Origin of the sequence: Thalassovita autumnalis, assembly GCF_001458255.1 — a bacterium.
GTDB lineage: Bacteria > Pseudomonadota > Alphaproteobacteria > Rhodobacterales > Rhodobacteraceae > Thalassobius > Thalassobius autumnalis.
Window position 1 is genome coordinate 387,233 of the sequence record NZ_CYSB01000025.1, and the last position, 12,079, is coordinate 399,311.

At 59.1% G+C, this 12,079-nt stretch carries 16 protein-coding genes; 10 read left to right on the forward strand and 6 right to left on the reverse strand.

The features are described from left to right. Positions 1-91 precede the first annotated feature (91 nt). The 8 genes from nagB (at position 92) to TL5118_RS07910 (ending at position 6,809) form a co-directional block, all read left to right on the forward strand. Positions 92-871, forward strand: a complete 780-nt coding sequence (nagB, locus tag TL5118_RS07875) for a glucosamine-6-phosphate deaminase (RefSeq protein WP_058243686.1) — start codon at positions 92-94, stop codon at positions 869-871. Next, positions 861-2,048, forward strand: a complete 1,188-nt coding sequence (gene nagA / locus TL5118_RS07880; protein ID WP_058243685.1) for an N-acetylglucosamine-6-phosphate deacetylase — start codon at positions 861-863, stop codon at positions 2,046-2,048. The genes nagB and nagA overlap by 11 nt, the downstream gene beginning before the upstream one ends. Continuing rightward, entirely contained in the window at positions 2,035-2,385 is a 351-nt protein-coding gene (locus TL5118_RS07885) for a phytanoyl-CoA dioxygenase family protein (RefSeq protein ID WP_058243684.1), read from the forward strand. Before nagA ends, TL5118_RS07885 begins: the two co-directional genes overlap by 14 nt. Positions 2,386-2,468: 83 nt before the next feature. After that, entirely contained in the window at positions 2,469-3,329 is an 861-nt protein-coding gene (locus tag TL5118_RS07890) for a hypothetical protein (RefSeq protein WP_058243683.1), read from the forward strand. A gap of 60 nt (positions 3,330-3,389) precedes the next feature. Then, entirely contained in the window at positions 3,390-4,325 is a 936-nt protein-coding gene (metA, locus tag TL5118_RS07895; protein ID WP_058243682.1) for a homoserine O-acetyltransferase MetA, read from the forward strand. Beyond that, a complete protein-coding gene (locus tag TL5118_RS07900) occupies positions 4,318-5,268 on the forward strand; it encodes an alpha/beta fold hydrolase (RefSeq protein WP_058243681.1) in 951 nt (316 codons plus the stop codon). Before metA ends, TL5118_RS07900 begins: the two co-directional genes overlap by 8 nt. Before the next feature lie 61 nt (positions 5,269-5,329). After that, positions 5,330-6,199 (forward strand): polyphosphate kinase 2, encoded by an 870-nt coding sequence (gene ppk2 / locus TL5118_RS07905; protein ID WP_058243680.1) that lies wholly within the window; start codon positions 5,330-5,332, stop codon positions 6,197-6,199. Then, positions 6,192-6,809, forward strand: a complete 618-nt coding sequence (locus TL5118_RS07910) for a TetR/AcrR family transcriptional regulator (RefSeq protein WP_058243679.1) — start codon at positions 6,192-6,194, stop codon at positions 6,807-6,809. Before ppk2 ends, TL5118_RS07910 begins: the two co-directional genes overlap by 8 nt. On the opposite strand, the gene TL5118_RS21355 is transcribed toward TL5118_RS07910, so the two are convergent. The 4 genes from TL5118_RS21355 to TL5118_RS07925 all read right to left on the reverse strand — a co-directional run bounded on the left by TL5118_RS21355 (position 6,803) and on the right by TL5118_RS07925 (position 9,767). Further along, on the reverse strand, positions 6,803-6,946 hold the full coding sequence (locus TL5118_RS21355; RefSeq protein ID WP_165590030.1) for a hypothetical protein: 144 nt from the start codon (positions 6,944-6,946) through the stop codon (positions 6,803-6,805). The two genes, TL5118_RS07910 and TL5118_RS21355, sit on opposite strands and share 7 nt — an antisense overlap. Before the next feature lie 315 nt (positions 6,947-7,261). Continuing rightward, positions 7,262-7,753 (reverse strand): 30S ribosomal protein S9, encoded by a 492-nt coding sequence (rpsI, locus tag TL5118_RS07915; RefSeq protein WP_058243678.1) that lies wholly within the window; start codon positions 7,751-7,753, stop codon positions 7,262-7,264. A 3-nt stretch (positions 7,754-7,756) separates the two neighbouring features. Further along, positions 7,757-8,218, reverse strand: a complete 462-nt coding sequence (gene rplM / locus TL5118_RS07920; protein ID WP_058243677.1) for a 50S ribosomal protein L13 — start codon at positions 8,216-8,218, stop codon at positions 7,757-7,759. A gap of 172 nt (positions 8,219-8,390) precedes the next feature. After that, positions 8,391-9,767, reverse strand: coding sequence for an aminotransferase-like domain-containing protein (locus TL5118_RS07925; protein ID WP_058260777.1), 1,377 nt, complete (start codon positions 9,765-9,767; stop codon positions 8,391-8,393). 94 nt (positions 9,768-9,861) lie between these two features. Between TL5118_RS07925 and TL5118_RS07930 the strand changes: the two genes are divergently transcribed. Beyond that, positions 9,862-10,095, forward strand: a complete 234-nt coding sequence (locus tag TL5118_RS07930) for a DUF1127 domain-containing protein (RefSeq protein ID WP_242601755.1) — start codon at positions 9,862-9,864, stop codon at positions 10,093-10,095. 83 nt (positions 10,096-10,178) lie between these two features. On the opposite strand, the gene TL5118_RS07935 is transcribed toward TL5118_RS07930, so the two are convergent. After that, positions 10,179-10,688, reverse strand: coding sequence for a lysozyme inhibitor LprI family protein (locus TL5118_RS07935; RefSeq protein ID WP_082626287.1), 510 nt, complete (start codon positions 10,686-10,688; stop codon positions 10,179-10,181). Positions 10,689-10,757: 69 nt separating this feature from the next. Then, positions 10,758-11,177 carry a PaaI family thioesterase gene (locus TL5118_RS07940; RefSeq protein ID WP_058243674.1) on the reverse strand — a complete coding sequence of 140 codons (420 nt, stop codon included), beginning with the start codon at positions 11,175-11,177 and terminating at the stop codon, positions 10,758-10,760. 68 nt (positions 11,178-11,245) lie between these two features. On the opposite strand from TL5118_RS07940, the gene TL5118_RS07945 reads away from it, so the two are divergent. Next, complete coding sequence (locus TL5118_RS07945) at positions 11,246-12,031, forward strand: enoyl-CoA hydratase (RefSeq protein WP_058243673.1); 786 nt, start codon at positions 11,246-11,248, stop codon at positions 12,029-12,031. The last annotated feature ends 48 nt before the right edge of the window (positions 12,032-12,079 follow it).

Sequence of the window (12,079 nt, forward strand, 5' to 3'; positions counted from 1 at the left end):
TCAAGTACCTGCCAAAAATCTTTTGCGATTGGCCAAATATCCGCTATAGCAGATCAGTTTCGCACCAAATTAGAGGATTTGGTAATACCAAATGAAAATCCTGATCTTCCCAACCTCCGAAGCCGCTGCAGAACGCGTGGCGCAGCAGATCCTCACCACCGTCCGGGCCAAGCCGCAGGCCCGGCTGGGGTTGGCAACCGGGGGCACGATGCCGCCGGTCTATCAAAGGCTTGTCACCGCCTACCGCACCGGACAGGTGTCTTTTGCCGAAACCCTCAGCTTAAACCTGGATGAATATGTTGGTCTGGCCCCGGATCATCCCTGTTCCTACCATCACTTCATGCAGGACACGCTGTTTGCACAGACGGATTTTGCACCGGGTCACACCCATCTGCCCAGGGGGGACGCCCCAGACGCAGATGTTGAAAGCGCCCGGTATGATGCGCTGATCGCGGCGAACGGACCGATTGATCTGCAGCTTTTGGGCCTGGGGCCCAATGGCCATATCGGGTTTAACGAACCCAGCTCCTCACTGGCGTCGCGCACCCGGGTGAAAACCCTGACCAGTGCCACGCTTGCCGCCAACAAGCGCTATTTTGCGGCGGGGGAGCAACCGCCAAAATACGCCATCACCGTGGGCATCGGCACCATTTTGGACGCGCGGGAAATCGTGCTGCTGGCCACCGGGCCCAGCAAAGCCAAAGCCGCAGCGCAGATGATCGAGGGCCCGCTGAGCGCGGCCTGCCCGGCCTCCAGCCTGCAGATGCACCAGAACACCACCGTGGTTCTGGATGCCGCCGCGGCCGCTGAGCTGCAGCACCTTGATTATTACCACACCGTTCACCCGGAGGGCCGTGAAGATGCCGCCTAACACGCTAAGCCCCGCGAAGGATCTGCGTATCGCCGCTGCGCAGCTTTATGACGGCAGTTCAAATGAACCACTGCAGGATGTGGTGATTGAGGTGCAACAGGGCCGCGTCGCCGCGATCACCCCCCGTCAGGGCGATGTGGACCTGCAGGTGGCCATCGCCGCGCCGGGGTTTATCGACCTTCAGATCAATGGCGCCAATGACGTGCAATTCAATGATCAGACCGACGCCGCAGCGGTCGCGGATATTGCCCATGGCGCCCGTCAGGGGGGCAGCGCCCATATCCTGCCGACCTTCATCACCGATGAGGGCACCCGCTATCAACAGGCCGTCGCCGCCGTGGCTGAGGCCCGCGCGGGTGGCACCCCGGGCATTGCCGGTGTGCATCTGGAGGGGCCGTTTTTGTCTCCCAACCGCCCCGGCATTCACCCAGCCCACTGCATTCGCCCGCTTGGTTCTGAGGACATGCAGTTTCTGCAGGCCAGCGCCGCTGAGGGCACCTGCGGCACGCTTTTGCTGACGCTTGCGCCCGAATGCACCGCGGCGGGTCAGATCCGCCGCCTGAGCGATGCGGGCGTAACGGTTTTCGCCGGACATTCCGCCGCCAGCCATGCAGAGATGCAAGGCGCGATCCGCGAAGGCCTGCGCGGCGCCACCCATCTGTGGAACGCCATGTCCCCGCTGACCAGCCGTGAACCGGGGGTGGTGGGCGCTGTTTTGGCCGCCCGGCAGCTCTATGCCGGGATCATCGCAGATGGGGTGCATGTTGATTTTGCCAATGTCGGCATTGCCGCGCGTTTGATGCCCGATCACCTGTGTCTGGTCACCGATGCCATGCTGACGCTGGCCGGCACGACCAGGCAGTTCCAGATCCATGGTGTGGAGATTCATCGCGATGGCAATCGGTTGAGCGATGCCAAGGGAACGCTGGCGGGGGCGCATCTGGCGATGGATGAGGCGCTGCGCAATATGGTCCAGCAGGTGGGCATTCCCCTGCCCGATGCCTTACGCATGGCAGCTGGCAATCCCGCCCGCGCCATTGGCCGCCCGGATCTGGCCCAGATCCGTCAGGGCGCAGCAGCTTCGTTAACCTTTCTCAACCAAGACCTTGACGCCATTGGCACGCTTGCCGATGGCCAGCTTCATCTGACACAGGACACCCCACATGTCGCAGCTTAAAACCCGCTTTGAACGCGATGGATATGTCATCGTCCCGGGCTTCCTCAGCCCAGACACCCTGAGCGGGTTGCGCCGCATCACTGCCCCTGTGCTGGACGGTCTGGACACCGCGCACAGGGAAAAATTCAAAGCCACCGGATCGCTCTGTAACTTTGGTGACCACCCCGAATTTTCGGAAATCGTCGCCGCTGTTCCGGTCGCAGCGGCACGTCAGCAGGTGACGGATCTGTTCCCAACGCCCGCAGATCCCCCAACAGAACGGATTTTCCAACGTCGTCCAGACCCAGCGCGGATGTTGAAAACCTCGGCACCGCTGCAACAGGCACCGGCCCTTTAGCGGCCGGCGCCGCCTTCCCCCTTTGAAACATTGACGCTTCAGGCGGCCAAAGCTAGGACACTAGCAGCAATACGGGGAAAGACATGATCTATCGCAGTGCAAACGATTGGCTGAAGGCGCCGCAGAAGCGCATCTTGTTTTTTGGCATGTCGGGGTTGGGCAAAACCTTCCTGTCCAACATTCTGCGCGATCAGGGCGACTGGTTTCACTACTCCATCGATTACCGCATCGGCACCCGCTACATGGGCGAATACATCGCCGACAACGCCAAACGTGAGGCTATGAAGGTGCCGTTCCTGCGGGAACTCTTGATGTCGGATTCGATCCATATCAGCTCCAACATCACCTTTGAGAACCTGACGCCGGTGTCTTCCTATCTGGGCAAACCCGGCGATCCGGCCAAGGGCGGCCTGCCTTATGAGGAATACACCCGCCGTCAGGAACAGTTCCGTCAGGCCGAGATCAAGGCGCTGATGGACACCACCTATTTCATTGAGCGTGCTGAGGCGCTTTATGGCTATCCGCATTTCATCTGCGACACCGGTGGGTCGATCTGTGAATGGGTGGATCCCGAAGATCCCAACGATCCGATCCTGAAGACGCTTGCCAACAACACCCTGCTGGTCTGGCTGAAGGGTGATGAGGCCCATACCGATGAGTTGATCCGCCGCTTTGATCGTGCACCCAAGCCGATGTCCTATCAGGCGGCCTTCCTTGATCGGGTCTGGACCGAGTATCTGACCCTGTTCAAAATGACCCCGGAACAGGTCGACCCTGATGAGTTTATCCGCTGGACCTATGCCCAGGCGCTGGCCCACCGTCAGCCGCGCTATGAGGCGATGGCGCGCAATTGGGGCATCACGCTGACCATGGAAGAGGTGGCCACGGTCAAATCCGCTGAAGATTTCGGCATGTTGATTGCAAAGTCACTTGAGCACAGCTGAAACCCACCCTAGGTTTCGACTTTCGTAATCACCCAATGCTTCCAGAGGAGCCCGGATAAAATGCCGATTAAACTGCCCGCCGACCTGCCTGCCTTTGACGTGCTTTCGCGCGAAGGCGTGATGGTGATGTCGGACGACCGGGCCATGCGGCAGGACATCCGACCGCTGAAAATCGGGCTGCTCAATCTGATGCCGAAAAAGATCCAGACGGAGAACCAGTTTGCCCGTCTGATCGGCGCCACCCCGTTGCAGATTGAGCTGACACTCATCCGGATGAGTGAACATCAGACCAAAAACACCGCCGCCGAACATATGGCCAGCTTCTACCGCCCGTTTGACGAGGTCAAAGCCTCGGGTGAGAAGTTTGACGGGCTGATCATCACCGGCGCGCCGATTGAGCATCTGCCGTTTGAAGAGGTCACCTATTGGCAGGAACTGACTGAGGTCTTTGAATGGACCCAGACCAATGTGCATTCTACCTTCGGCGTTTGCTGGGGGGGCATGGCGATGATCCACCATTTCAACGGTGTCGCCAAACATATGCTGGACCACAAGGCCTTTGGTTGCTTCCGCCATCAAAACCGCGCCCCGGCCTCGCCCTATCTGCGCGGGTTTTCGGATGACTGCGTGATCCCGGTCAGCCGTTGGACTGAAATCAGCCAGTCCGAGGTGGACGGAAAGTCGGACCTCGTGACGCTTTTGGGCAGTGATGAGGTGGGCCCCTGCCTGATTGAGGATCCCAAACACCGGGCGCTCTATATCTTCAACCACTTCGAATATGACAGTGGCACGCTGAAAGAAGAATACGACCGCGACGTGGAGGCGGGCACCGAAATCAACGTGCCGATGAACTACTACCCCGAGGATGATCCCTCCCGCGATCCGCAGAACCGCTGGCGCAGCCACGCGCATCTGCTTTACGGCAACTGGATCAACCAGATTTACCAGACAACCGCGTTCAATATGGACGACATCGGCAGCGAGAGACGTGACTGACGCCCTAACCACTCTTCTTGTTTTGCTGACTGGTCTGGGCGGATGGACACATATCCGCGCCAGCGCGGCAGAGCTTCAGGCGGAAAAAGACTTTCCGCCTGAAGGAGAGTTTATCGACGTCGACGGCCGCAAGGTTCATGTGGTTGTCAAAGGCGAAAGCGGCCCGGATGTGGTGCTGATCCACGGCCTTTCGGGCAATTCACGCGATTTCACCCATTCGCTGGCGGATCGTCTGGCCAGCAGCTACCGCGTTTTGGTGATGGATCGCCCTGGCATGGGCTACACGGACATTTTGCCCTCCGACAACTCGATCGTCGAACAGGCGCGTGTTTTGAAAAAGGCTGCCGGCGCCCTTGGTGCACATCTGCCCATTGTGGTGGGCCAGTCCTATGGCGGATCGGTTGCGCTGGCCTGGGCTGCGCGGTTTCCCAACCGCCTGGCCGCGCTGGTGACGCTGGGCGCCCCGGCCTACCCGTTTGATCCCGGCATGCCTCTGCATTACTGGCTGAACTCCAACCCGGTGCTCAGCCAGTTTTCCGCGCCGCTGATCACCGCCTTCCTGCCCGACAGCAAAGTGCAAAGCGAACTGGCTGAGGTTTTTGCCCCGCAACGCCCGCCGCTGGGGTATGGCAGCCATATCGGCGCGCCCTTGACCCTGCGCCGCAAGTGTCTGCGCACCAACGCGCTGCACCGGGCCAATCTGGTGCGCGAACTGGCCGCCTTGGAACCGCTTTACGCCTCGATCACCACGCCGACGGAAATCATACACGGTGAGGCGGATCGCACGGTCTCGGTCGATATTCACGCCATGCCGCTGGCCAAGAAGATCGTCGACTCCAACCTGACCCTGCTGCGCGGCATCGGCCATATGCCCCACCATGTGGCGCGCGAAGATGTGATGCGCATCATTCACCGCGCCGCCCATCGTGCCGGATTGCGCTAATCCGCCAAAGCCCCCATATTACAGGGACATAAACCCTCGTCCTTTGACCGGAGTGCCCCGGATGCCCCTGCCCTTTGACGGCGCGATCAGCCAGTATCACCAGACCGATGCCCCCGCAGTGATCCGCGAGCAGCTGCGCCGCGCCGGCAAAGATGACATCCTGTCGCCAAGCTACCCCTACCGCGAAGAGATCAAGCGCAAAACCTATGAGGCCGAGATGGCCGCGCTGCAGATTGAGCTGGTCAAAATGCAAAGCTGGGCACGCGAAACCGGGGCGCGCATTGCAATTGTGTTTGAAGGACGCGACGCCGCCGGCAAGGGCGGCACGATCAAAAGGTTCCGTGAAAACCTCAATCCCCGGGGCGCGAAGGTTGTCGCCCTGTCAAAGCCGACTGAGGTGGAACAGACCCAATGGTATTTCCAGCGCTACATCGATCACCTGCCCAGTGCCGGACAAATCGCGTTTTTTGACCGCAGCTGGTACAATCGCGGCGTTGTCGAAAAGGTCTTTGACTTCTGCACGGATGATCAGCGCGAACATTTCTTTTCCCAGGTCGGTGCCTTTGAAAACATGCTGGTGGATGACGGCATCCATCTGGTGAAGTTCTGGTTGAACGTCGGGCGCGGCGAGCAGCTGCGCCGTTTCCTGAAACGCGAAGGCGACCCGTTGAAACAGTGGAAACTCAGCTGGATCGATGTTGAGGGGCTGAAACGCTGGGACAGCTACACAAGCGCCATCCAAGAAACGCTAAATCGCAGCCATAGCGTGACTGCGCCGTGGACAATTATACGTTCGGATGACAAAAAGCGGGCTCGACTGGCCGCCATTCGCCATGTCCTTGCCGGATTGGACTATTCGCATAAGGACACGCAGGCACTTGGCGCGCAGGACACATCGATTTGTGGAGGCCCCGAGATCTGGGATGGCTAAACGCGGCTATCATCACGGCAACCTGCGCCAGGCGCTGGTCGAAGCGGCCCTGCATCTGATTGAGGAAAAAGGCCCCACCGGCTTCACCCTGTCAGAGGCAGCAAAAACTGCGGGCGTCACCCCGGCGGCGGTCTATCGCCATTTTGCCGGACGTGAGGATCTGATCGCCGAAGCGGCGCGTCAGGGCTATGAGATCTTTGCCGATGTGATGCAATATGCCTACGAGTCCGGCCAACCCTCAGCGCTGGCTGCTTTTGAGGCCACGGGGCGTGCTTACCTGGCCTTTGCGCGCAAATATCCCGGTCATTACATCGCCATGTTCGAAAGCGGAATCTCGGTCAACAAAACCCCGGAACTGGCGGCGGTTGCGCAACGTGCCCGCGATGTGATGGAACGGGCAGCCACTGAACTGTCGGAACATATCCCGCCGGAAAAACGCCCCCCCGCCAGCATGTTTTCCGCCCATGTCTGGGCGATGAGCCACGGCGTGGTGGAACTGTTTGCCCGAAACTCCCCCGGCAGCCAATCGCCCTTTCCGCCGGACGACCTGCTGGAAACCGGCATCGGCATCTACCTGCGGGGGTTGGGGCTGATCGACAGCGATCAGTGATCCTTGCCGGGATCCGCCTGCGCCCGCAAAATCTCCAATATCTCTGATGTTTTCTCTGCCGTGACGATCTGCGCCGTGCCGATCTCAGCGGCGACGACAATCGTCACGCCATAAAAGCTGATCGACAGGGTGGTCACCGCCCATTGGCAGCCCCCACTTCGAACAGCGCCAGAACTGCCAGCACCAAGAGTAGCACCAAGATGATCCCACTAAGACAGCGGCCCCACGATTTGCAGGTAGCATGCACATGCGTGCCCTCCTGCCCCTGAATAGGTGCAATGGTCAGGTTAAAGAGCGCGGCACAAGCTAAACAGGCGCTTAACGTGATAAATTAGCCTGAAATTTTAGGCAAAAAGCTACCAGCTATCGACAAAGCCCAATCGCAGCCGCCACGCAAACGAAAAAGGGCCGCCCGAAGGCGACCCTTTGAAACTTGTCTTCCAGGAAGCAGATTAACGCTTCGAGAACTGGAAGGAACGACGTGCTTTACGCTTACCGTATTTCTTACGCTCAACAACGCGCGAGTCACGGGTCAGGAAGCCAGCGGCTTTCAGAGCGCCACGCAGCGACGGTTCGTAAAGCTGCAGCGCTTTGGAGATGCCGTGCTTAACCGCACCAGCCTGACCGGTCAGACCACCACCTTTAACGGTCGCGATCACGTCAAACTCACCTTCAACGCCAGCAACTTCGAACGGCTGACGCAGGATCAGCTGCAGAACCGGACGGGCGAAGTAAACGCTCATGTCGCGGCCGTTTACGGTGACCTTGCCGGAACCCGGCTTGATCCAAACACGGGCAACAGCGTCTTTACGCTTACCGGTGGCATATGCGCGGCCAAGTTCGTCACGAACCGGCTCACGGTTTACTTCTACTTCAACGGCTGCTTCGGCAACGTCGCCAGCAACTGCGCCCAGCTCTTCGAGCGAATTGATTTGATCAGTCATCGATTAGCTCCGGGTGTTCTTCGAGTTCATGGACTTCACGTCCACAACTTCGGGGGCTTGGGCTTCGTGCGGGTGCTCAGCACCGGCGTAGACGCGCAGGTTGGTCATCTGCTTGCGGCTCAGGCGGTTGCCCGGCAGCATGCGCTTGACGGCTGCGGTGACAACGCGCTCAGGATAGGCGCCTTCCAGGATCTGACCCGCGGTGCGGTGCTTGATGCCGCCCGGGTGACCGGTGTGCCAGTAGTATTTTTTGTCGGCACGCTTGTTGCCGGACAGCTGGATCTTGTCAGCGTTGATGACAATCACGTTGTCGCCCATGTCCATGTGAGGAGTGAAGGACGGCTTGTGCTTGCCACGCAGACGCATGGCGACGATCGAAGCGAGACGGCCCAGCACCACGCCTTCGGCGTCGATGATGATCCATTTCTTCTCGATGTCTGCCGGAGTAGCAGAGAAGGTTTTCATCGCGGGAGTACCCTTGTTCAGTGGTGGAAATAGGGCAAACCCCGATTTCCGAATTCGATTGCGGGGTTATACAGCGCCTATTTGCACGGTCAACAGACTTAATGATGATTTAATTGTTTGAAATCAATGCTTTGCAAAATAGGTATTAAAATACCCCATCCGCAAACCCCTCTCAGACCCCGATTTCTTCGCGCGGATTGTCCAAAAGCTTGACCAGACGGATGATGCCATCCTCAAAACACTCGGGATCGACCATCCCGTTGACCGCGATGCGCACCGCATGGGGCGGATTGCCGTCACGCAGGGTGAACTCTTCGGCGCTACGCACCAGAACGCCGCTGTTTTCCGCCGCGTGGACAAACTGTGCCGTGCGCCAGCCATAGGGCAGCCGCAGCCACAAAAGCGGCACATCTTCATTCCAGGCCACATCATATCCGCCCAGATGATTGACCGCGACCCGGACCAGGTCGTTGACCCGCGCCCGCACCTTCGCGGCCACAGTCAGCAGGCGCTGATCCTCCATGAAGCGCAGCGCCAGATCGGTCAGCGGCGGCGCCAAACCGAAGGAGCTGAAATGCGCCGTCCGCTCCAGATCCGGCACGTAGGCTTTCGGCGCCAGCACATAACCCACCCGCAAGGCTGGCGACAGCGCCTTGGACAGCGAAGACACATACCAGCCCAGTTCCGGCAACAGCGAATAGTAGCTTTCGGCGGTATGATTGCCGATCGAATAGCAATCGTCATCCAGCACATGCAGCCCCAGACGGCGGGCCAGCTTGGCAATTTCCTGACGACGGCGGGCGGAGGTGAAGCGTACCGTGGGATTGTTCACCTCGGAGGAGGTACAAAACAGCTGCACGCCTTCTTCGCGCACCAGCTTTTCCAGATGGGCCACCACCGGCCCCTCCTCATCCGTTTGCACGCTGACCACCCGCGCCCGGCACAGGGCCGCCGCCCGCCGGAACCCGGTGTAGGTCAGATCCTCAACCGCCACCACAGGCTCCGGCCCGGTCAGCACAGTCTGCATCACGGTTGTGATCGCGTTTTGTGCGCCATGGGTCAGCACCAGCTCTTCGGCGGTGAAGGCCCCGATGGGCAGATCCGACATCCAGCGGCGCAGGGCCCGGCGCAGGGGCAGATCCATGGCCCGTGTCGGGTAGCTCAGCAGATCGCGCCCGCCGATATTGTCAGCGGTTTTGCGCATCGCATCGCGGATCATATCGCCCTGCCCCATATCCGGCAGCAGCGGGCTGCGCAGGGACAGCATCTGCGGCCATTCATGGGAGGGATCGCTGCGTGTTGCCGCCTCAGCCACAAAGGTGCCGCGGCCCACGCCGGCGCTCAGCACGCCCTCTTCTGTCAATACCGAATAGGCCCGCGCCACCGTCCCCGGGGTCACGGACATCTGATAGGCCAGCTCACGCACCGGGGGCAGCCTGTCACCGCTGGACAACAGATCATTGGCCACCGCATCGCGGATCGCGTTGGCGAGGGCTTTGTACTTGGATTTTCCGGATTGACTCAGGTCCGGCACCCAATTTGTACCCATAACAATGTTTTCCTAGACGTATTGTATCGAGATTTGTATCACAACACCTGTAGCCATCTTGTTATATTGTGTCAATACAATTGAGGGCAATACAATGCAAAACGCCGAAACAATGACCGTCCACACCGTCATCACCTATGATCTGGGTCGCACCGCCCCGATCGTGGCGCAACTTGCCTTGAAATTTGCTGTTGTGCTGACCGTTTGGCATCGCCGACATCATACGCGCAAAGCGCTTCGTGCGCTGCCCGATCACTTGCTTATGGATGTCGGTCTGTCACGTGACGCGGCTTATACGGAGGCCCGTCGCCCGTTCTGGCGTGCTTGACATCCCCGTCCGCGCTTGAACGTCACTGGGGCCGAGGAGAGATCCTCGGCCTCTTTTTCGTTTGATATAACTTTGACTCAAGATCACCAAGGCTCGTCGAATGGCACGCTAGAGCTTAACACCTGAATTTGCTTGATGCTCAGCTCCGCGACGCAGTCAGCTATAACACTATCCATTCCCCCCATGATCCGGCGCCAACTTGCATTAATCTCACAGGTCTTGTCTCTATAGACGATCCAACTCCGCTGGGCTTCACGTAGCATCTGCTCGCGCTCGACATGGCCATTCCACTGACGATCTGCCTCCCGCGCGACCGCTACAGCCTTTTTATAATGACGATTCAGTAGCATGTCGGCCTGCTGTCCGTATTCATCACCGCACGCATATAAGCCACCCGCAGTCGACAGACTCAGCCTGTCGACGACACGTTGACACCGCTCACGCTCAAGTTTCGCACAGTCTTCGAACTTCGTGGGATCGCCAAACTCACAGCTAGCAAGTTTCAAATGCCGACTGGCATCAAAGGCATTTGCCGGCGAAAGTGAGCCGAACGCAATCATGACGACGGCCAAGAAAGATGTTTTTCCGAACATTGAAAATCAACCCAAAATTATCTATATGAAAATGATAACTATCCTGGATTGAACTCAACTACAACACAATCACCGCGGCGGGATCGAATAGGTCATGGCGGCGCGGGCAACCGGTGCTGCCATACCTTCGGAAAACAGCAGCACATCGCCCACCGCCAGTACTTTGCCCAGCTTCAGCAGACGGCACTCCGCAATCAGGTCAACGCCAGCAGCCGGTTTGCGCATGAAATCGAGGGACGAATTGGTGGTCACCGCCAGCGCCTTGGGGCCGATCATCGCCATCACCGCCAGATAGACCGACACATCGGCCAGCGCGAACATCGATGGCCCCGAAACGGTGCCGCCCGGGCGCAGATGCTGCTCACCGATGACCATCCGCACCTTGACCCGCATCTCCTCCAGCTCTTCGATGACAAAGTCATCTTTCACCTGTGGAAAAACTTCGCCTACAAAATTCTGCAACTCCGCTGCGGTCATTTGCAATGGCATGGCACACCTCCTCTGGCCACTTGTGAACTTGCCGACTAGAGTTGCCGTGACAGGGTGAGGAGAACAAGATGCCGATTTTGGAACGTTGCGACACAAAAGCCGTGGCGCGGCTGACACTGAATGTGCCGGAGAAGCTCAATCCGCTGAGTGATGAGATGCTGGCAGCCCTGCAATCCGAACTGGACACCCTGGCCGAGGATCGCAGCATCCGCGCCGTTGTCATCGCCGGCGCGGGCAAGGCGTTCTGCGCCGGGCATGACCTGAAACAGATGACGGCGGGACGTGCGGCAGAGGATGGCGGCAAGGCCTATTTTGCCGATCTCTTTGCCCGCTGCGCCACCATGATGCAAACCATACAGCGCCTGCCGCAGCCGGTGATCGCCGAAGTGCACGGCATCGCCACTGCCGCCGGCTGCCAGCTGGTCGCCACCTGTGACATGGCCATTGCGGCCGAAGGCACACGTTTTGGCGTCAATGGCGTCAACATCGGGCTGTTCTGTTCAACCCCAATGGTGGCGCTCAGCCGCAATATTCCCCGCAAACAGGCCTTTGAGATGCTGACAACCGGCCAATTCATTTCCGCCGAACGCGCGGCAGAACTGGGGCTGGTGAACAAAGTGGTGCCCGCCGATCAGCTGAGCACGGAAACCACCGCCCTGGCCGAATTGGTTGCCAGCAAATTGGGCGCCGCGGTTAAAATTGGCAAGGAAGCATTTTACCGGCAGCTGGAAATGGGGCTTGCCGAGGCTTATGCCTTTACAGGGGAAATGATGGTCGAAAACATGATGTATCGCGACACCGAAGAGGGCATCCAGGCCTTTCTGGAAAAACGCAGCCCCGATTGGGATCAGTGAGATCGCAGCCCGCGACCTAGAGGCACAGCAACAGGAAAACCAATAGAA